The organism is Sphingopyxis sp. TUF1 (genome assembly GCF_036687315.1).
Classification (GTDB): Bacteria; Pseudomonadota; Alphaproteobacteria; order Sphingomonadales; family Sphingomonadaceae; genus Sphingopyxis; species Sphingopyxis kveilinensis.
Genome location: NZ_CP144683.1, coordinates 1,854,494 through 1,876,085, shown reverse-complemented (window position 1 = coordinate 1,876,085; position 21,592 = coordinate 1,854,494). Strand labels below are relative to the sequence as shown.

Here is a 21,592-nt window from a genome sequence, read left to right as displayed (position 1 = left end):
CAAGGTCCGGAGGAGGCAGCGCATGGCCGCGCTGATGCTGCAAGGCACCGGCTCCGACGTCGGCAAGTCGGTGCTCGTCGCCGGGCTCTGCCGCGCGCTCGCCAACCGCGGGCTCCGCGTTCGTCCGTTCAAGCCGCAGAATATGTCGAACAATGCCGCGGTCACCATCGACGGCGGCGAGATCGGCCGCGCGCAGGCGCTGCAAGCGCTCGCCTGCCGCGTCCCGCCGCACAGCGACATGAACCCGGTGCTCCTGAAGCCGCAAGCCGATCGCACCTCGCAGCTGATTGTCCACGGCCGTGTGCGCGGCACCTTGGGCAGCGGCAATTTTCGCGAGGGGCGCGGCGCGCTGCTGACCGAAGTGCTCGAAAGTTACGGCCGGCTGCGCAGCCAATGTGACATCGTCCTTGTCGAAGGCGCGGGATCGCCGGCCGAAATCAACCTGCGCGCGGGCGACATCGCCAACATGGGTTTTGCCCGCGCGGCCGATGTCCCCGTCGTGCTGTTGGGTGACATCGACCGCGGCGGGGTGATCGCGGCGATCGTCGGCACGCGCGCGGTGATCGCCCCCGAAGATGCCGCGATGATCCGCGGCTTTATCATCAACAAGTTCCGCGGCGACCCGACGCTGTTCGACGATGGCTATCGCGCGATTGCGGAGCGCACCGGCTGGCCGGGATTGGGGGTGGTCCCCTGGCTTTCCGCGGCGGCGCGCCTGCCGAGCGAAGATGCCGTGATCCTCGAACGCCGCGCCGACGCGCGCGAGGGCCGCCGGATCGTCGCCTGCCCGATCCTGCCGCGCATCGCCAATTTCGACGACCTCGACCCGCTGAAGCAGGAACCCGGCGTCGAGCTGGTGATGGTGCCGCCGGGGCAGCCGATTCCCGCCGAGACGGCGATCATCGTCCTGCCCGGATCGAAGGCGACGATCGCCGACCTTGCGGCGATCCGCCGCGAAGGCTGGGACATCGACATTCTGGCGCATCACCGCCGCGGCGGGCTGATCCTAGGCCTGTGCGGCGGCTATCAGATGCTGGGCAAGCGGATCGCCGATCCGCTGGGCGTGGAGGGCGCGCCGTCCGAGGCCGCGGGGCTCGGCCTGCTCGACGTGACCACACGGCTGGCCCCCGCCAAGACATTGCGCGAGGTGGCCGGGACCGCGTGGGGCGGCCCGGTCGCAGGTTACGAGATGCATATGGGCGAAACCGCCGGCCCCGATACCGTACGACCCTTCGCGCTGTTGGAGGGCGGCAGGACCGAAGGGGCAATGAACGCCGCGGGCAATGTCACGGGCACCTACCTGCACGGCCTGCTGGCGTCGCCGGACCTGCGCGGGGCGCTGCTCGCAAGGATCGGCGTCGCGGGCAGCGGGCGCGACCACGCCGCCGATGTCGACGCCGCGCTCGATGCGATCGCCGCCGAGCTGGCGGCGCATATCGACATCGACGGGCTGCTGCGGATCGCCGCGCAGGCCGCGTAGCCGGGCCGTCAGTCGCGATGCTGCGCAAAACATGGTGAAGACACTGTTTACCATCACCATGAAGCCTATCCTCACCCCGCTGCGGCAAATGGGGCAGCATGCTCCGTCATGCCTCTCCAGCCCGCACCGCGCGGTGTACGCTCCCGCTGATCGCGGTAGCAGCGATTCTCGCGCCCGCAGCGGCAGAGGCATCGACCAAGCTGGACAATGTCAAAGCGGCAGAGCTTGGCAAGGTCGCTTGCCAGGCTGCGGCGACGCCGACCGCGGGAACGCTGTCGCAGCGCATTTTGGGTGGGGCGCCAAGCGCGCTCGATCGCATCCGGATGCAGCAACAGGGTGCATCCGTGCCTTCGCCCGCCAGCGTCGCCGTGGTCGCGGCGCGCGCGCCGCTCGAACCCGCGAGCCGCACGCCGGTTTCGTTTGCGCTTTCCGGCCCGGCCGATTGCAGCGGCGCGCGCGCTTTGCCGGGCACCGCCGCCGAACAGGATGCCGACTCCGAACTCGGCACGCGCGCCATTCGCGTGAAACGCACGCGTTTCGACGATCGCTGGGACCGCGTTCGCCGCGCCGCGCCCGCCGCGCTGATGCAGCGCAAGCTCGATAGCGCCGGTGCCGCGCGCGGCCTGGACGAGCGCGACCTGCTCGCGCGCGTCAACCAGTGGGTCAACCGCGAGATCGCTTATGTCGGCGACGACCGCAATTACCGCCGCCGCGATTTCTGGGCGACCGCCGAGCAGACAATCGCACGCGGCAGCGGCGACTGCGAGGATTTCGCGATATTGAAGATGCAGATGCTGCGCGCCGCAGGGGTCGACGCCGAACGCATGAAACTGGTGCTGCTTCGCGATCTTGCCGCGAACGCCGACCATGCCTTCCTGCTCGTCGACACCGACGGCGGCAAGCTGGTGCTCGATAATGTGACGGACCGCCTCTATGACGGCAGCCGCGCGCAGGCCGTACGCCCGGTGCTGTCGTTCAGCGCCGACCGGCGCTGGGTTCATGCCTATCGCACCGCGGCCGCGGCGCCCGACGCCCGCGTCGTCCCGGCCTCGCGCAAGACCGTCACGCTGGCCTTCAACGATCAGCGTTCGGTCAAGGCCGTCCCGCTGACCTTCAAGACCGGTTTCAACAGGTAACTCAGCACCGATTTTTTGCCGGTCAGAATTTCGACATCGCAAAGCATTCCGGGCGTGATCGGCAAGCGGCGGCCGTTCGATTCGAGATAGCTGTTCGTCGTTTCGACGACGACCGTGAAATAGGCCTGCCGTTCGACCTCGTCATAGATGCTGTCGGCCGACACGCGCACCACCTTGCCCTTCAGCCCGCCATAGATCGAGAAATCATAGGCGGTGACTTTGACGTTCGCGGGGTCGCCGACCTTGATGAAGGCGATGTCGCGCGGCGTGACGCGCGTTTCGATCAGCAATTTGTCGCCCAGCGGCACGATCTGCATGATCTGTTCGCCCGCATTGACGAAACCGCCGAGCGTGTTGACGAGCAGGTCGTTGACCACGCCGCGCGCGGGCGAGCGGATTTCCGAGCGCGCCAGCCGCCCCTGCGCGCCGCGGATCGTTTCTTCGTTAACCGCCATCTTTGTCGTGAGTTGACTGCGCTCGTTGAGCGCCTCCTGCTGGAAGTCGAACCGCGCGCGCGACACCTCGGCGCTCGCCTCGCGGATCGCCGCCTGCGAGCGGGACATCGCCTGACGCGCGGCGGCGAGGCGGCCCTGAATATCGACGACCTCGCGCTGCGCGGTGAGCAGTTCGGTCTGTGGTACGACACCGCGCGCCGCGAGCGGTTCGAGCATCGCCACCTGTTCGCGCGCGAGCCGCAGGCTGCTTTCGAGCGACGATGCCGTCGCCTGTGCTTCGCCAAGATCGCGGCGGCGCTGTTCGACGCTGGCGGACAGCGCGGCGAGTTGGCTTTGCAGCGCCGACCGCCGCACATTGGCGAGCTGCGCTTCGTCCCCGCAATTGGCGCCAACGCAGCCCGCGCCGCTGCCGCCTTCGCCCGCCAGGCGTGCCGCGCGCTGCGCGAGCCGCTCATTTTCGGTTTCGAGCTGCCCCAGTTCGGACTGCGACGTCGTATTGTCGAGCCGCACGAGCAATTGGCCCTTCGCCACCGTCTGCCCCGACCGGACGAGGATTTCGCGAATCGTCGAGGGTTCGGCCGACTGGATGATCTGCACCCGCGACGACGGGATGACGCGCCCCTGCCCGCGCGAAACTTCATCGACGCGCGCGATGCTCGCCCACAGCAGGAACAGCACCAGGCCGGCGGCGGCGGCCACCATGATCTGTTCGCTGCCGCGCAGGCGCTGCCAGAATGTGACGATTCGCTTGATCATTGTCCGGGCACACCATCCGTCGCGGGCGCCGCACCTTGCTGGCTCGTCAGGCTGTCGAAACGCGACTTGCTGCGGGTCGGATCGGGGATACTCGGCACCCAGCCCTTCGTCACATCGATGCGGCCGCCGACGTCATTGTCGGCGCGATGGTCGGTCGGGTCGCGCGGCGGCGCGGCGGCGACGAGGGTGACAGCGTCGGCGGGCGCGGCCGCGCCCGCCGCGCCGCCCTGATAGAGCTGGCTGAACGCCGGTATCCATTCGGCGCCGGCATAGGCATCCGAAAAAGCCCCCGGCTTCCCCCACGAACCCGGCCAGCGATAGAAGATATGCGCGCCGATTTGGTCGATCTTGGTCAGCTTCGGCGCCCAGCGCGGCAGGACATAATTGGCGTGATAATGCGTTGCCATGCCGACGCTCGCCTCGACCCGCCCGGCAAGCGCTGCGCGCGCGATTTCGCCCGAACGACGCCACAGCGCGGGCACCGGCGCGCGCCGCATCGATCCGTCGCAGGCAAAGCTGAACTGACAGCCGGGGCGCGAACTGCCCTGATAGATGACGCCGCAAACCGTGTTGGGATAAGCGGGATGGCGCATCCGGTTTAGAATGACCTGCGCGACCGCCGCCTTGCCCGCATCGGATTCAGTCGCGGCTTCATAATAGATCGCCTGCGTCAGACAGCGTTCGGCGTTAGTCGCCTGTGCCATGTTGATCGTCGGCAGCCGGAACGGCCGCGCGGCCTCTACCGGCAGCGTCGATACAGGCAACAGCGCGTTGCGCGCCACGGCATCGGCACCCTCGGCGGCGGGCAGCACCGCGTCGCTTTCGGTTGCCGCGATCAATCGCGCAATTGCCTGTTTTTTAGCAGCCTTCGCAGTCACAGCGGGGTCGGCCGTCCACAGGGCAAACTGCGCGTCCACGAAGCGTGTCAGTCGGTCGTTCGACGCGGCGAACAGGATCGCCGCGGCGAGAAGTGCAAGCCCGAGCAGCACCAGCCTCACATTCTTCGACGTCGGCCGCGCCGCATCGCCATAGCTCCACGGCGCCTCGGCAGGCGCGGCGCCAGCGCGCGCGATGTTGAGTTCGGGGATCATGCGGTCGGTTCCTTGGTCGATCGCGCGAGAATATCCGCGCGCGGGCCGTCGGCGACGATACGGCCGCCGTCGATGACGATGATGCGGTCGCACATCTGAAGGATCGCCTCGCGGTGCGTCGCGATGATCACCGTCTGCGACTTCACAACCGAGCGACCGAGCGCCTCGATGAACAGGCGTTCGCTTTGCGTGTCCATCGCGCCGGTGGGTTCGTCGAGGAACAGCAGGCGCGACGGTGATGCGAGCGCGCGCGCGATGGTCAGGAAACCGCGCTGCCCGCCCGACAATTGACCGCCGCGTTCGCCGGTGCCGCGGTCGAGCCCCGTCTCGTCGCGACCCATGAAGCGGTCGGCGCCGATCGACTGAAGCGTCGCGAGCAGTTCGGCGTCGGTCGCCGCGGGCGCGCAATATTGCAGATTCGCCTTGATCGATCCGCTGAACAACACTGCATCCTGCCCGACGAAGCGGAACTGCGAGCGGAGGTAAATCGGCGAATATTGGCGGCTGTCGAGCCCGTCGATAAAGATATTGCCCGCCTCCGGCGCGTAAAGACCGCAGAGCAGCCGCCCAAGCGTCGATTTGCCCGAAGCGACACGGCCGACGATCGCAATCCGCTCGCCCGCGGTAATCTTCAGGTCGATGTCGGACAGCGACGGTGCCGACGCGCCCGGATAGGTGAAGGACAGCCCCTCGACGGCGATGTCGCCGGTGTCGATTGTCAGGTTAAGTGCGCTGCTGCCCATCCGCCGTTCGTCACTGGCGTCGATCATCTGCTGGATGCTCGCCATCGTCGTGATCGCCTGACGCCCGCGGGTGATCAGGAAAGCAAGCTGGCCGACAGGGGCCATCGATCGGCCCGCGAGCATCACGATCGCTATGATCGCGCCCATCGAAATCTCGCCCGCGTCGAAAAGATAGAAGCCGCCGACAACAAGCGCGAGGCTGGAAAATTGCTGTCCGAGCGTTGCAAGATTGATTGCCGCCGCGCTCGTCCGGCGCAGCGAGGCCTGCGTCCGCGCGGCAGTGTCGACCATCCGGCGCCACTGGCCGAGTATGCGGCCTTCCGCCGCACAACTCTTGATCGTTTCGGCGCCGCCAATCGCTTCGACGAGCATCGAATGTTGGATCGCGGCGTCGGCCTGATTATCAAGCGACGCCTGCATCATGCGGCGTTGCAGGAAAAAGCCCGCGACGCCCATCGCGACGATGATCGCCAGCGGAACGAGCGCCAGCCAGCCGGCGAGCACCGCGATCATCGCTATGAACAGCACCAGGAAGACGACATCGACGATCAGGACGATCGTCGTCGAGGCAAAGAAATCGCGGACGTTTTCGAACTCGGACACGCGCCGCGCGAGCATCCCGGTGCTGCCGCGCCGGTCGGCGAGCGGCATGTTCAGCACCTTCGAGAAAATCTTCTCCGAAAGTTTGACGTCGAGCTCGCGCCCCAGATCGTCGAGCAGCGTCGCGCGCGCGAGACGCAGCGCAAATTCGACCGCAAAGGCGAGCAATGCGCCGACAGCGAGCACCCACAGGCTCGATACCGCCTTGTTCGGAATCACGCGGTCATAGACGTTCATCGTGAACAGCGGCAGCGCAAAGCCGAGCAGGTTGATCATCAGCGCCGCGCCAAGCACCGGATAGAAGGACCGGCGAATCCGCCGCACTTCACCCCAGAACCAATGACGCTTCGCCGCTTCGTCCCACGGCCGTTCCTCGGCGCGGATCGCGGTGGGATCGGCCGAAACGGCAACTGCCTGCCCTGCGTAGCTCGCCTCGACCGCGTCCTCGTCGACCCATACCGGCGCATCAGCTCCCGGCTCCCAGACAAGATATTGATCGTCCTTCGCCTCGATCAGAACGGCACAATGGCCATCGCCGCGACGAATGATTGCAGGCAGGTCGCGCGCGAAAGCCCGCACCTTGCGCGCATGGAGGCGGTCGTTGTTAATGAAGCAAAGGTCGAGCGCCGCTTCGGCCTGGTGAAAGGGGAGGAAACCCCGCTCGTCGCGCGCAAGCGACGACAGGGCGCCGCGCTGGAACGTCTGGCCAAAATGCTGCGCGACAAAGAGGATGCAGGCGATCAGGGGATCACCCACACTTTCCTTGCCGATACGTGCAACCGAGGATTGATCCTGGGACATGTCGTTATTTTCTGCTGAGAATCAATCTGTTGGTGATTATTGCGGATAACGTCGGCGTTGGAGTTCGGCTGGTGCCGGCGGGCCGTAACCGACGTCTTCGCGCGCATAGACACGGCGCGATTCGGGTGCGGTCAGGTTGAAAGCGTCCAGCAGATTGTTGGTCGCTGCCAGCACCTGATACCCCGCAAAAATTTCCGAGAAACGCGCGGTTTCGGCACGGACCTGGACGTTGAAGCGGGTGTTCTGGGCATCGAGTACGTCGAGCAGCGAGCGGCGGCCGACCGAGAACTGGTCGCGGTACGACACGAGCAACTCGTCGGTCGCCTTGGTCTGGTCGACGAGATCGCGGAACACCGCGGTCTGCGTTTCGCGGCTGTTCCACGCGCGACGCGTATCGGCTTCGGCATTGCGTTCGGCCTCGTGCAGCCGGAAGCGGCTCTCGCTCGCACGGCGGACCATTTCCTGATATTTGGCGCGATTGATCCCGCCGTCGAAAATATCCCAGCGCATCACGACGCGGCCGAGCAGGTCATTCGTCTCTCCGCGGAACGCATCGATGTCGTCGCCGATCCGTCCCGCAAGTTCGAGGTCGATCGTCGGGAAGAAATCGCCCTTCGCCTTCTTTGCCTCGGCATTTGCGGCGTCGACATCGGCCTGCGCCTCAAGCACCTTGGGGTGCTTGGCGCGCGTCAGCCCGACCGCTTCGCTCAGGCTGACCGGCAGCTTTTCGGCCATCGCCGGCGGCATCTGAACCTCGTCGACCTGAAGCCCGCTCAGTGCCAGCAGCTCGATCTTCGCATTCTGCAGCGCTTCCTTCGCTTCGCTAACGCGCACGCTTGCCGCTTTCGCGCGCTCCTGCGCCTGTTGCAGGTCGGCGACGCTGATCGAGCCGGCGGTCACCCCGCTCGACAAGTCGGAGACGAGGCTATTGTGAAAGCTCATATTGTCTTCGGCCGCTGCGACAACGCGCTGTTGAAGGAGCACGTCGAGATATTGGCGCGCGGTCTGGAGTGCGATGAACTCGGATCGTTCGACGACGCGCAATGCGGCGCCGTCGACGCGCGCCGCCTGGCGCAGCTTCTCGCCGCGACGGCGACCGAAATCGACCAGCGTTTGTTCGGCGCGGATACCCGCTTCGAGCGGATAAAGCTCTTCGTTCGCGATGCCGAGCGCGCGGCGCGTCGAATTTTCAAGCCGCCGGACGCCGGCCGACAGTTCGAGCGTGACGCGCGGCAGATAAAGCCCCTTCGCCTGCTCGAGCTCGAACTCGATCGCCTGCTTGTTCATTTCCGCCTGATGGATCTGCGGGTTCGAATCGATCGCGACCGCCATGACATTCTGCATCGTCACCGGCTCGGCGAACGCGGGCGCCGCGATGAGGGCGATGACGAGAGCCGACGCAAAGCCGGCGAGCTTGTGTTGCGCTTTCATCACTGTCCCCCCATCCCATTAATTTCGACTTCGACACGGCGGTTTTCCGGCGTCCGTTCGCCATCAAGGGTCTGGACGCGCGGCTGGCGCTCGCCCATGCCCGACACCGCGATGGCCGCGGCCGGGATGCCCGCTCCGCCCATCATGTCGGCGATGACCCGGGCACGGCGAAGCGCCAACCCATCATTATAGCTGTCGGGACCCGACCGGTCGGTGTGCCCGACGACGGTAAAGCTTTGCCAGCCGCACCGATCGCGATTGTCGGCCATGAACCCGACCGACCGCGACGCATCGGCCGGTGGTACGGTGGAATCCCAGTCAAAAAAGAAGGTCGACGCCACAGCGGGTGGACAATTTTCGGTGCTGGGTGGCGGCGGCGGTGGCACAAGCGGCGCTTCGGTCGGCGGTGTCGGCTGGCGCGTCATCATGCCATAGGCGAAATCACAACGGCGCAGGCTCTCGGCGTCGCGCGTGTTCGATTTCAGGAAGCCCATCGCGATGCCGCACTGAACCTTGGCCTCGGACGCCCAGGCGTAGACGTTGCTGTCGGCCGCGACGACCGCGCGGTCGATCGTCATCGCCAGCGCTGCGTCGTAGCGGGTCTGAACCTCACTCCGAAGTTCGCTGGTGGGACGGTTGGCCAGTGCCTGCGCCAGCGCGCTGCCCGGCTGCGCCAGCGCCAACGCGGTAACCGCGCCCGCCATCCATTTTTCCCTGTGATGTGTCATGTTGCAATCGTCCCCCAATTTTTCCTTGATCCGGAAACCGGCGCGGTCACGCGGTCGCCATTTGATGCAGATCGATCTCGATTGAATGCGCGGGCGCAAAGGCCGCGTCGGGCACCACCTTTTGATCCAGCAGTTGCGCCAGATCGAAAGCCGGGTTTTCGCCATGCGCCATTTCGACCGGAGCGGCCCCCGCGACCGCATTGATCAACCGGTCGATCGCGTTGCCATCATCCAGAACCTCCGCGAGCACCGCATTAGCATTGGGGTCCTCCGTCGCCGCAACGACCGCCGCAACGGGGTGTTCGCCGAGCGCGAGCAGACCGTCCATTGTGCCGCCGGGTCCCTCGGCACGATGACCGGACAAGTCGAACAGCGCCTCGGCCGGCTCATCGCTGGCGCCGTGATCGTTCGATCGGTCGCCGCGGTCCTCGACCATATCGAGCGTTGCTGCCACTGCCTCGTTCTCATGGTTCACGGCGGTGCGTTCGGCGTCCGGTGCAGCGCGCAGTTCTTGCGCTTCGACGATCCCCAGTGCCGACGGATCGGTGGCAATCGCAGTATCGGGTTCGCTTGCCTCGACAAGCACGCCCGCCTCTGCTGTTGCAAGCGGTTCGGCGGCGAACTTCGCGGTCATCGCTTCGTCGGGCTGCACGGCATCGATCATCGCGACAAGCGACGCCGCGACCAGTGTGCTGGTCAGCGCCTGATGCCCCGCGGTCCGTTCTGTGTCGTTCGCCGCGCGCGGCGTGATAAAGGAAACATCACCCACCGCCCCGGTGCTACCGTCGGCGCGCGTATAGCTCGCCTCGCCATGCACGATCACTTCGCCCGCGCCGGCGACATATGCGTTGCCGTCCGATGCGAGGGTAATGCTCACGATGCCAAGGTCGGCCAACGAGCGATATTCCCCGGCTTCGCTGATGCCGTTGCCATTGCCGTCCTGCCATACGCCGAAGCTGGCGAACGCCGTATCCTCGGCGCTGAGACGGCCGTCGCCATTACTGTCATATTGCAGGCGGAGCCCCTCAAGGTCCGTTGAACCACCCACCGAGAAGACGATCTCGCCGCCGTCGTTGACGACGCCGTCGCCATTGGCATCCCGGGCAAGGATGCCGTCGCCCGAACCCACCCACGAGGTCGCTTCGCGCGCGCCGTCGCCGTCGTAGTCGAACGCCGCGCCCGCCGACGCCGACACGAAGTCGAGTCCGTCGCCGTCGAGATCGAGCGTGACGGGGGTGATCCGCGTGCCGATCAGCGTCGACAGATTGGTGATCGTAACGCCTTGCAGCTCGACCAAAATGTCGTTGGCAGGGTCCGGCGTGGTCCCAACCTGCTGATAGACGAAGGTCCGCGTTTCCGCGACGAAGGCGACCGTCGTTCCCGCCGGGCCAAGGTCGTTTCGCTGTAGATAATCGACCGCCGCGGCGACATGGGCGTCGCTCGACAGGGTGAGCGCGGTCGAGAAGCTGTTGGCATCATCGAACGTAATCACACCGTTTGTCACCGAGTGCGACCGGACCGCCTGCCCGCTGATTGTCAGTACCGAATTTGTGCCGTCCACGGTGCCGTTTCCGTCGGGGACCGGCGTTCCGGGCAGGTTCAAAATGTCGGCCGCGAGGTTGAAATCGGTGATTACGTCGTGACCGGTGATCGTTCCGCCATTGCCGCTGCCACCCAGCGTCGGGCGACTGTCGCCCGCGTTAAAGATATAGGTATCGCTCCCGGCTCCGCCGGTCATGACATCGCGGCCGGTGCCGCCGCGGATCAGGTCGTCCCCGCCCCCGGCGTTGATCGTGTCATTGCCTTCCTGGCCGAGGATGATGTCGTTGCCGACACCGGCATTGATCGTGTCGTTGCCGCCATTCCGACCGCTTTCCTGCGCCAGCGCCGTATAATTGGCGCGGATATAGGCGATCGTGTCCTGTCGGTTCCAGTCGGCTCCGTTGTTCGCGGGGTCGATGGATTCGGCGTTTACCCGTCCTTCGAGCGTCTGAAACACCGCCCAGCCCGATCCCGGCGACAGGCTGACGCCGAGCTGTGCCGCAAGAGCGTCGGTATAGAGTACGTCGCCGAAGATGACATCGGCGCCGTTGCCGCCGTTGATCACATCGTTCCCAGCTGCGGCAAGGTCGGTCGAACCCCCCAATACCTGAAGGACCGCAGCAAGCTGTTCGGCGGATGTCGCGTTGGTCGCGCTCCCGCTACCCCCCGAAGCATTGCCGTCCTCGACATCGCTGAGGCGTGCCAGCAGCGTCGAACTGACGTTGATGCCGACAGCATCGATCGAATAGCCGGTCGCGAGGATCTGTTGCGGCTCGTTCGATCCGTCGGAACCGAGCACCTGGTTCATCGCGTTCTGGATATTGGTCGAGGTTTCCTGACCCGTGCCGCCGCTGTTCCAATAGGTCGGGTTACCGTCGGAAACGAAAACCACCTTGTTGACATCGGCGCCTGCGATACCGTTGCCGCCGTTGATCCAGCTCAGCGCGTCCTGCAGACCGTCTTCAAAGTTGGTACCGCCCGCAGCGCTCATCCCGTTCACGGCGGCTTTCGCCGACAAGACCTGCGCATTCTGGACAACCCCGTTCACGATCAGGTTGAACGTGCCGAGATTGGAGCCATTTGCGTCGAAATCGATTACCGTGATGCGAATATCCTGCGCACCTGACTGCGACAGGCTGTCGATCAGCGCATTCACGCCATTTTTGAGTGCCTGCATCCGCGAGACTGTGCCGCCGCCGAAGGAAATGCTGTCGGTCATGCTGCCCGAGCTGTCGAGCACCAGCACCACATTCGCCTGCTGCCCTTCGGTGATCGTCACCGAACCCGGATCGCCGACCAGCGTATCGTCGAAATTTCCTCCCTCGATCGGTCCGTCGGCGAGACCCTGCGGATTGGCCACGACATGGTCGGTCGGTTCGCCGGCAACATCGCCTTGAGCCGAGCCGATCACCAGAAGCGGCGATGCCGTGGTGATCGCCAGCGACCCCTGCGCCGTATCGTCGTCCCCATCGACGATCGTCACGGGAACGTCGAAATTAACCGGATCTTCGGTCTGTACGACCGCACCGAAATCACCGATCTTGAACGTGTTGCCACCGGCATGGTGGAATTCGATGCTGTTATAGCCGTCGGCCGTGAAGCCAGCGATCACGGTGTTCGACACAACGCCGGTGACGGTCGCTTCGCCATTGGCGAAGGTTACCGTGAAATTCTGGCCGCCGACATTGTAGGTTCCGTTCGTCGTCGCCGAGAGTGTCGCGTTGTTGAAGCTGATCGATACTTTCGTGATCGTGTCCTTCACGCCGTCGCCGATATCATTGTCGGTGTCGACGTCGTCGCGCGCGACCAGCCGGACGCTGCTGCTGCTCGTGATGTTCGTAAACAGCGCCGAGGCCCCGTTCGCTTTATAATGCGAATCAAAGGCGTGGTTCTGATTTGCGAGCGTGCCATAGTCCTGACCGTTTCCGGGGGTCCCGGTCAGGTCGATCACGAAATCGACACGCACCGCTTCGTTTGCGCCGACATTATTGTTGTCGACGCCCGTTTCGTTGTCGTTGGCGTTCACCGTGCCGCCATCGGCGTTATTCTTCATCGGAGTGATGAGAAGGTCTTGGCTGTTGTTGTCGCCGGCTTTTACGAAACCGACCCACGCCGTATTGCCCCCAACGAAGTTGTAACCGCCGCTATTGAAATCGACCGTCGTGTTCGAATCGAGCTTCTGGATCATTTGCACCTGATATTGGTCCGCATGACCCGCGGGCTGGAGACGGATGACGAAAACATCGTCGCCGTTAGGCTTTTCGGCGGTCAGCACGGTACCGTCGGCCGAAATGCTGTATGCCAGCGCTTGCCCGCCCGAGGTCAGGCCCTGCGCATGCAGCGCAGCGATCGTCGCCGCGGTGAAGATGACACTTCCCGGCCCGTCGCCGCCATAATTATTGTCGACGTCCAGGTCGGCGTCGAGCGCCTGGTAAACCGACGATCCCGGCGCGTTGATGAGCGATGCGGCCAGCGGGGCGATCGCGATCGGTGAATCATCCTCCAGCCCGATGGTGAGCGCGGTCGCGTTGGTAACCGTCGTTGTGCCGTCAAAGACGCTGACCGGAATGACGAGCGACAGCGCGTCTTCCTGTGTCGTGTCGGGATGATCGATCGGGCCCAGCAGCGAAACGTTGAAATTGCCGCTGTTGTCGATCGCGACGCTGACGATCGTTTCGGTCCCGACCTTGCCCAACAGCATTTGCGGGTTGGACGTATCCCATAGGATGGGCTGCCCGCCAGATGACAGCGCCATCGCGGGCGTGCCGAGCGACACGGTCAGCGCGTCGCCATCGACGTCGCCGACCGCGATCGTGCCGGTGCGAACGGCCAGATTGGTCGTGTCGACGGTGCCGAGGTTGTCGGGAAAACCGCCCGCCAGCCCCTCGTCCGATACCGCGGTCGTCGCCGACCCGATCGTCGGGGCGTCGTTCGAGCCGTCGATCCTGATCGTCAGCGTTGTTGTCGAGGTGTCGCCGTCGCCATCGGTGATCGTGTAGGTAAAGGTTTCAGTCAGGCTTTCATTGACACCCAGCGCCTGAACCGTCGCGTTCGAATTGCTCAGCGTATAGGTGTAACCGCCGCTGGCGTTCAGCGTCAGTGAACCATAGCTGCCGCCAAGCGCCGAACCGACATTGCCCGATACCGCAGTGGGCGAAGCACCCGCAACGACACCGGTTACGACGGCCCCGTCGGCGCCCTGCGTGTCGGCGCTGCCCGGTGCATTGGTCGTCCCGGCGCCGGTGATGACATTGCCGGTCGCGCCGCCGGTCGCGTCTTCCGCCACGGCATCGGTGTCGGCGCGCGCCGTCGGCACGTCGTCCGAAATCGTGACCGCAACGCTACCCGTCGCCGTGTCGCCATCGGTGTCGGTTGCGATGACATCCACCGAGCCCAGGGCGGCCAGATCATCGACATCGAGAACCAGGTGGCCATCATAATTGTCATTGAGCGTCGCAGACACCGTCGCGCTGTCGCCGCTGCGTACCAAGTCGAGCGTAACGACAAGCCGCGTGCCGTCCGACCCGGTGATCTGCGTGTCCGAGACGCGCTCCCAGGTCAGCCCGCCGCCGAGGCCGGCGAGGCTGTTTCCAAACACGATCGAAGCGATTGCGTCCGATCCTGGCGTGAAGACAAGCATGTCGCTGTCCGAATCGCTTCCGGCGGGGGTCGATCCGTCGGCCAGATTCTGGTCATCGAGGGCAAGCGCGATCGAATCGGCATCGCCGGGATTCTCGCCATCGACGAGGCTGATCGCTTGCACCGCGGTCGAGATGTCGCCATCGCCATCGGTGATCGTGTAGCTGAAGCCCGCATCGACCGCGGCGGCGTTGCTCACCGGGTTGGGATCGAAGGTCCAGACGCCGGTGGCGGTGAAGCTGTACGTGCCGTTCGCGGTCGCGATCACTGTCGTGCCGACCGCATTGATGGCGGTGACAGTGCCGCCGATCGTCACCGAGGTCACGGTCGCGCCGTCGGCGCCCTGCACATCGTTCGCGAGGAGGTTGCCGCCGACCGGCGCCGCATCTTCGGCAACGACGATTGCGGGATCGGATGCGGCGGTGGGCACATCGTCGATAACCCTGACATCAAGGCTTGCGTTCGCGATCGACCCGTCGCTGTCGGTAACGGTGACGGCAAAGCTGTCGGTCACTTTGTCCTCGCCGGGCGCGGGGTGGGTCAGCGTATTGTTGTCGAGCACATATTCATAAGTGAAAGTGCCGCCGATGACCGAATTGTCGGCCGCGAGAACCGGCGTGAAACCGGTGATCGTTACCGTGCCGAGCGCGCTGCTCGTCGTGAGACCCGGCGTGAAAACGCCGTTCACCATCACATGCGCGCTGCCGATGATGACATCGTTCAACCCGTCGGGCGCATCGACGGTGAAGCTGCCCGGCTGGATCAGCGCCGCAGCGTTGGGTGACGATCCGTTGGCAAGGTCATCTTCGTTGACGGTTTCTTCGCCGTCGGGAATCGCGAGGCGGTTGATCGTCACGCCGTCGTTGGCGCCGTTGATTGTGATCGTCAGTGTGGTCGTCGATGGATCGCCGTCGCCGTCGGTAATTGTGTAGGTGAAGATTTCGGTGAGCGTCTCGCCCGCCGACAGGCCCTGCACCACGCTGTTCGCGTTATCGAGCGTATAGGAATAGCTGCCGTCGCTGTTTAGCGTCAGCGTGCCATAGGTGCTGACGAGCGGTACCCCGACGGTGCCGCCGAGAAGCGCGGTGACGCTCGCGCCGTCGGCTCCCTGCTCGTCGGCGACGCCATCGGTGGCGGTGGTATCGCCGCCGCCGTTGCCCGTCAGCACATTGCCGTCGGCTACCAGTGAGCCATCCTCGGTCACGCTGTCGGTGTCGGGCGCGGCCGCCGGAATGTCGTCAGTGACCTCTATGGTCACGACGCCGCTCGCTACGTCGCCGTCGGTGTCGCTTGCCTGCACGGTGACGGTGCCGAGCGCCTGCGTTTGCGCCGCCATCGCCAGTGCGTGCGGCAGATTGTCGGCAAGCGTTACGGTCACGATTGCGTTCGCGGTCGCGCCGGGCGCGATGCTGGCCGGCGCGGTCAGGCTGATCGTGATCGCGGCCGGGCCACCCATCGCCAGCGAGCCGGTGATTGTCTGGCCATCGGGTGCCATCGACCAGAAGATGTCGGGGCCGGCACCGTCGAGGCTGGTGACCAGTCCGGAAACCCCGGTGAAGGCAAAACCCGATAGCGTGTCCGACCCCGCGGTGAAGCTGAGGCTGCCGCTGTCGATCTCGTCGCCGCTGGCCGGATCGCTGCCAACCGTATCGATCGCAGCTTCGTTCACGGTCAGCGTTATCGGCGCGGCATCGAGCGGGTCGGCGCCGTCGGTGATCGCGATCGTCAGGCTGTCGGACGTGGGGTCGCCGTCGCGATCGACCGCCGACAGGGTGAAAGTGGCGGACGGATTCGCAGCGTTATTCTGGTTGTTCACCGCGGCAAAGCTGAAGCTGCCGTCCGAATTAACGGTCAGCGTTCCTGTCGGCTGAGCGATGGACACGCTGCTGCCCGGCGTCAACGCGAGCGTCGCGCTGCCGCTGCCGAATTCGACGAGCACCGACGCGACACCATCGGCGCCGGCATCGAGCGTCCAGCTGCCGCCGACGGTCGCACCCTCGACGACGCTGGTCGGGATGTCGGAGACGGTGAGCGCAGGCAGGTCGTCGACGATCGTGACATCGAACGCGCCCGAAACGGGCGTGCCGTCGTTGTCGGTGACGATGAACCCGATGCCCGAGAGAAAATCGCTATCCTCGCTGCCGGGGGCCGTTTGATCGATCGCCTGCGACAGCGTGACCGAATAGCCATAGGTGACTTCGGTCGCGCCAGGGCCGGCGGTCGCGGTGGTCAGGCTGATGCGGATCACCTCATCGCCGCCGACCGATCCGACTAGGTCGCCGCCGTCCTTGGCAAAAGTCACTGGCACGCCGCCGACAGTAAGCTGCGCATCCAGCGCGGCGCTGTCATCGAGCACCAGCGATCCCGCCAGCACGGCGGGAATGTCGCTGCCGAAATCGACGGTGATCGTGCCGCTGGCACTCGCGCTGCCGGTCGAGGTGACTTCGCCCGGCAGGCCGTTGTCAATGTTGGCGCCCAGAAGCCCGTCCTCATCAACCGTGACATCGTCTGCGTTGCGAATCTGCGGGATCGAATCGGCGACGAGCGTGATCGTCGCGGTGGCGATGTCGGTATCGCCGTCGCCATCGGTAATCTGGTATTGGAAACTGACGGTGCCGATTTCCTGCGCGGCGGGCGTATAGGTGAAGCTGCCGTCGCCGTTATAAACGAGCGAACCCGTACCAGTCAGCGATCCCTGAACGAGTTCGACCGCCGACGGCTGCACACTATCGGCGCCCTGAACATCATTGCCGAGCACATCGATCGTTACCGGCGCGTTTTCGAGCGTCTGCGTCGCGGCATCATCGATCGCATCGGGAACGTCATCGGTGATGCGGATGTCGATCGAATCGTTCGCGCTGCTGCCGTCGATGTCGGTGACGGTGACACCGATGCTGACGGTGCGATCGTCCTCACCCATCGCCGAATGATCGGTGCGATTGTCGGTAAGCAAATAGCTGTAGGTGAACGTGCCGCCGATCACCGAGCCGTCGGCGCCGGTGACGGGCGTGAAGCCGGTGATGTTCAGCGTGCCATAGGCGGTCGCGACCGATTGCGGCGTGAAGCTGCCATCGGCGGTGACGAGCGTCAGCGGCGTGCCGAGCGGGACACCGTTGAAACTGTCGAGCACAACGCTGCCCATGCCGTCGGGCGTCGATACGCTGAAACTGTCGCCATCGGTCACGCCTTCGGGGCTGGTGTCCGACCCTGGCGCTTCGCCGGTGCGCACGGGCAGATCGTCTTCATCGACCGCAAGTTCGGTGCCCTGTGCGTCGAGCCCGGTAATCGTCACGCCATCGTCGGCACCGTTGATCGTGATCGTCAGCGTTGCGGTCGCCGGATCGCCGTCGCCATCGGTGATGGTGTAGGTGAAAACCTCGGAAAGCGTATCGCCTTGCGACAGCCCCTGCACCGGCTGCGCGGAATTGTTGAGCACGTAGCGGTAGCTGCCGTCGCTGTTCAGCGTCAGCGTGCCATAGGCGCCCGCAAGTCCGGCGCCGACGCTGCCTACCGCCGCGCCGAAACCGACCGCAGTGACGGTCGCGCCATCGGCGCCCTGCGTATCGGCGACGCCATCGGTAGCGTTGAAATCGCTTCCCCCGCTTCCGGTCAGCACATTACCGTCAGCGGTCAGCGGGCCGTCTTCGGTCACGCTGTCGGTATCAGGCCGTGCGGTCGGCACATCGTCGATAATGTCGATCACCAGCGTATCGGCCGCTGTGTCGCCGTCGCTGTCGGTCAAGACGGCGGAGAAGCTGTCGAACGTGCCGTCGCCTGCGGTATTGGTCGTAAGCGTATAGCTGTAGCTGTAGGTGCCGGCGTTCTCGGTGACCGTCAGGACGCCGAACGGCGTAGTGACCGTGCCACCCGCGGTGACGTCGACGCCGTTGATGACGAGCGAGGCGACGCCGTCGTTGCCCGTTGTGAACACAAAGCTGCCGGTTGCCGTTTCGCCGTTCGACGCGGCGTCCGACCCCGCGGGAAGGCCCGCTTCGTCGACGCTGTTGTCGGCGCCGAGGCTGAGCGTCGGTGTCGAATCGTCCGCAAGCGTCACCGTCACCGTCGCGGTCGAGGTGTCGCCGTCGCCGTCGGTGATCGTATAGGTGAAGCTGTCTTCGCCTTCCTCGCCCGGCGTCGGGGTGTAGGTGAAGCTGCCGTCGCCGTTATAGATGACATTGCCCTTGGCGGGCGCCGTCGCCAGCGCCACGCTGGTCGCCGCGTCGACACCGTCGGCGCCGCGCACGTCGTTGGCGAGCACATCGATCGTAATCGCCATATCTTCGGCCGCGCTTGCGCTGTCATCGGCCGCGGCCGGAACATCGTCGATGATCCGCACGTCGAGGCTGGCATTGGCGCTCGAGCCGTCGCTGTCGGTCACGAGCACCGCGAAACTGTCGCCAACGAAATCCTCGCCGGCGTCCGGGTGCGTCAGCGTACTGTCGGCGAGGACATATTCATAGGTGAAGGTGCCGCCGATCACCGAGCCATCGGCGCCCGTCACGGGCGTGAAGCCGGTGATATTGATCGTGCCGAGCGGGCTCGTCGCGGTGCCCGCGGTGAACACCCCGTTCGTCACGACCTGCACTCCGCCGATCGTCACATCGTCAAGCCCGTCGGGAGACGAAATCGTAAAGCTGCCCGGCTGCGTCAGCGCTGCTGCGTCGGGCGACGAGCCATCGGCCAGATTATCCTCGTCGACAACCACTTCGCCGCCCTGGGCTTCAAGACCCTCGATCGTCACGCCGTCGTCGGCGCCGTTGATTGTGATCGTCAGGGTCGCGCTCGACAGATCGCCGTCGCCGTCGGTGATTGTATAAGTGAACACTTCGGTGAGCGTATCGCCCGTCGACAGCCCCTGCACCGGCTGCGCCGCATTGTTGAGCACATAGGAATAGCTGCCATCGCTGTTCAGCGTTAGCGTGCCATAAGCGCCCACGAGCGGTTCACCGATCGCGCCGCCGGTGACCGCCGTCACGGCGGCCCCGTCGGCGCCTTGAGTGTCGGCGACGCCGTCGGTCGCATTGGCGTCGCCGCCACCCAAGCCCGTCAATACATTGCCATCGGCCGTCAGCGGCCCATCCTCGGTCACGCTGTCCGCATCGTCGCGCGCCGCCGGCGCATCGTCGACGATCTGGATGTCGAGCGTATCCGACGCCGCATCGCCATCGACATCGGTGATCGTGAGGTCAAAGCTGACTGTCGTGCCGTCAGCGTCGAGCTTATTGTCGGTCAGCGTATAGACATAGGTAATCGATCCCTCGCCCGTCGCCGGATCATGACTGTAACCGGTGACGACCAGCGTCCCCGTCGCGTCGCTGGACACCGTCTGCGGCAGCGAGCCGGGGGTAATGATCGTCCCGCCGAGCGACACGCTGCCCACGCCATCGATCGCAGTAAAGGTGATGGTGGCGCTGGTCGAAGCACCGCCGCCTCCACCGCCCCCGAAGGCTGAACCCGGGGTTTCGCCATTGCGGCCCGGCAGGTCGGCTTCGTAGACGGTGGTACCGCCTTCGCCCTCGCCGGGCACGAAAGTGATGACGGCCGGCGAATCGGCGATACTGATGGTCAGGGTCGCCGTCGAAATATCGCCGTCGCCGTCGGTAATCTGATAGGTGAAGACATCGTCGACGCCGCCCGGCGTGCCGGGGCTGCGGATATAAGAATAGCTGCCGTCGGCGTTCAGCGTCAGTGCGCCATATTGACCGGCGACCGTTCCTGGTGCGGCAAAACCGCCCTCGCTGCCCGCGGGCCGGACGCCCGTCAGCGACGCGCCGTCGGCGCCGGTCGTGTCGCTCCCCGCCGCACCGCTTGTCGTCCCCACGCCGGTGAGGACGTTGCCTGTTTCGGGTGCAAAGCTGCCCACGGCGACCTGATCGATATCGGCGCGTGCGGTCGGGACATCGTCGATGATGTCGATCGTCAGCGTCGCGGTCGCGGTGTCGCCGTCGCGGTCGGTGACCGAGACCGTGAAGACGTCGGTCAGATTGGCGCCCGCATCCGTGTTATCGGCAAGCGTATAGCTGTATCCCACATTGCCCGTGGTCAGGCCGGTAATCGTCAGCTGGCCAAGCGGCGTCGTGACGACCTGGCCGACCGCGGTAATGGCGGTCCCGTTGATCGTGATCGAACCCAGACCATCGGCTGCGTCATAGACGATCGATCCGGTGGTCGTTTCGCTGGTCGCGGCGCTGTTGCTGCCCGCGGGCTCTTCGCCGCGCTGGGGCAGCCCTGCCTCGTCGACGCTTGCCGTCGCGGCAGTCGCACCGGCGGGCTGATCGGGCGTGACGATAACGACGGTGGGTTCCTCATCGGGAACATCCGGAATCAGTTCCTCGTCCTCGGGCTGCGGAAAGGCCAGTTCGGTATAGGGCAGCAGATCGCCAAGCGCATAAGCGTCCTGGATCGGACCTTCGGGATCGGCGAAATTCCCGCCCGAGCTGCGGAGACCCGCTTCGGGATTGAAGTCCGCAAGGCCTTCGAGGAGTTGCGCGACCGTGCTCGCGGGCACCGTGTCTCCATCGATCACGATCGCCGGGACGTCGACCGCGCCATTCGGGATGATCAGCACCTGCCCGTTCGGCAGCGCGACGATGAGGTCGGTGCCCGAGACCGTGATGTCGTCGATCGAGGTGCCCGCGGGCAGGACGATACGGCCGCTTGCGTCGGGAACGAGGATAGCCTGGATCGCAAGCGGCGTCGCCGAAACGGCCGCCGTGACCTGCGCGGTGGCGGCCAGAAGATCGCTGCCCGCAACCGCCCCGTTCGACGGGTCAATCGATGCACCGTCGCGCTGGAGTCCATCCATTTGGTTCCGGGCCGGATTGTCAAAAGCGTCCATGTCCATTTCCCTCGCGCGCACCTCGCCCTGCCGAAAAAACGGCACAGCAAAATTCTCACAATGTCAGTGCGACCCTACCGTCCGAACGACTCGGACTTTCCCCACGCATCAGGAGAGCATGGGTTCTCGAGACTCCGCAAGCGCGTTAACAATTTTCTGGGCGAACCGGACCGGGCGAGATTTTCGCCTTGTCTCGATGTCAATTGTCGATCAAATTATTTAATATCATATACTTGATCAACATATCGGGTCAAATTCATGATCCGATGATTTGTCAATTTTGTCCCGATTAGAAGCAAATTTCATCCATTTGCGTCGCAAAGGACGAGATCGCAGAACCGTCGGGGTCGTT

General features: G+C 65.0%; 8 protein-coding genes. 2 read left to right on the top strand and 6 right to left on the bottom strand.

The features are described 5' to 3' along the window. Positions 1-22 precede the first annotated feature (22 nt). Together VSX77_RS08920 and VSX77_RS08915 are read left to right on the top strand one after the other, a co-directional pair. Positions 23-1,480: a cobyric acid synthase gene (locus tag VSX77_RS08920; RefSeq protein ID WP_338424254.1), complete on the top strand. Its 1,458-nt coding sequence runs from the start codon at positions 23-25 to the stop codon at positions 1,478-1,480. A 98-nt stretch (positions 1,481-1,578) separates the two neighbouring features. Then, positions 1,579-2,616: a transglutaminase-like cysteine peptidase gene (locus VSX77_RS08915; RefSeq protein WP_338424252.1), complete on the top strand. Its 1,038-nt coding sequence runs from the start codon at positions 1,579-1,581 to the stop codon at positions 2,614-2,616. Here VSX77_RS08915 and VSX77_RS08910 read toward each other — a convergent pair. The 6 genes from VSX77_RS08910 to VSX77_RS08885 all read right to left on the bottom strand — a co-directional run bounded on the left by VSX77_RS08910 (position 2,562) and on the right by VSX77_RS08885 (position 21,240). Beyond that, on the bottom strand, positions 2,562-3,827 hold the full coding sequence (locus tag VSX77_RS08910; protein ID WP_338424251.1) for an HlyD family type I secretion periplasmic adaptor subunit: 1,266 nt from the start codon (positions 3,825-3,827) through the stop codon (positions 2,562-2,564). The genes VSX77_RS08915 and VSX77_RS08910 overlap by 55 nt on opposite strands. Continuing rightward, positions 3,824-4,918, bottom strand: coding sequence for a cell wall hydrolase (locus tag VSX77_RS08905; RefSeq protein WP_338424250.1), 1,095 nt, complete (start codon positions 4,916-4,918; stop codon positions 3,824-3,826). Before VSX77_RS08905 ends, VSX77_RS08910 begins: the two co-directional genes overlap by 4 nt. Continuing rightward, positions 4,915-7,017: a type I secretion system permease/ATPase gene (locus VSX77_RS08900; protein ID WP_338424249.1), complete on the bottom strand. Its 2,103-nt coding sequence runs from the start codon at positions 7,015-7,017 to the stop codon at positions 4,915-4,917. The genes VSX77_RS08905 and VSX77_RS08900 overlap by 4 nt, the downstream gene beginning before the upstream one ends. An 81-nt stretch (positions 7,018-7,098) precedes the next feature. Then, positions 7,099-8,493: a TolC family protein gene (locus VSX77_RS08895; protein ID WP_338424248.1), complete on the bottom strand. Its 1,395-nt coding sequence runs from the start codon at positions 8,491-8,493 to the stop codon at positions 7,099-7,101. Continuing rightward, on the bottom strand, positions 8,493-9,221 hold the full coding sequence (locus tag VSX77_RS08890; protein WP_338424247.1) for an OmpA family protein: 729 nt from the start codon (positions 9,219-9,221) through the stop codon (positions 8,493-8,495). Before VSX77_RS08890 ends, VSX77_RS08895 begins: the two co-directional genes overlap by 1 nt. 46 nt (positions 9,222-9,267) lie before the next feature. Continuing rightward, entirely contained in the window at positions 9,268-21,240 is an 11,973-nt protein-coding gene (locus VSX77_RS08885) for a beta strand repeat-containing protein (protein ID WP_338424246.1), read from the bottom strand. Between the last annotated feature and the right edge of the window lie 352 nt (positions 21,241-21,592).

Bases quoted from the DNA above. Each gene is read 5' to 3' on its own strand.
- VSX77_RS08885 (WP_338424246.1), bottom strand. From the start codon at position 21,240: ATGGACGCTTTTGACAATCCGGCCCGGAACCAAATGGATGGACTCCAG.
- VSX77_RS08915 (WP_338424252.1), top strand. From the start codon at position 1,579: ATGCTCCGTCATGCCTCTCCAGCCCGCACCGCGCGGTGTACGCTCCCG.
- VSX77_RS08910 (WP_338424251.1), bottom strand. From the start codon at position 3,827: ATGATCAAGCGAATCGTCACATTCTGGCAGCGCCTGCGCGGCAGCGAA.
- VSX77_RS08890 (WP_338424247.1), bottom strand. From the start codon at position 9,221: ATGACACATCACAGGGAAAAATGGATGGCGGGCGCGGTTACCGCGTTG.
- VSX77_RS08920 (WP_338424254.1), top strand. From the start codon at position 23: ATGGCCGCGCTGATGCTGCAAGGCACCGGCTCCGACGTCGGCAAGTCG.
- VSX77_RS08905 (WP_338424250.1), bottom strand. From the start codon at position 4,918: ATGATCCCCGAACTCAACATCGCGCGCGCTGGCGCCGCGCCTGCCGAG.
- VSX77_RS08895 (WP_338424248.1), bottom strand. From the start codon at position 8,493: ATGAAAGCGCAACACAAGCTCGCCGGCTTTGCGTCGGCTCTCGTCATC.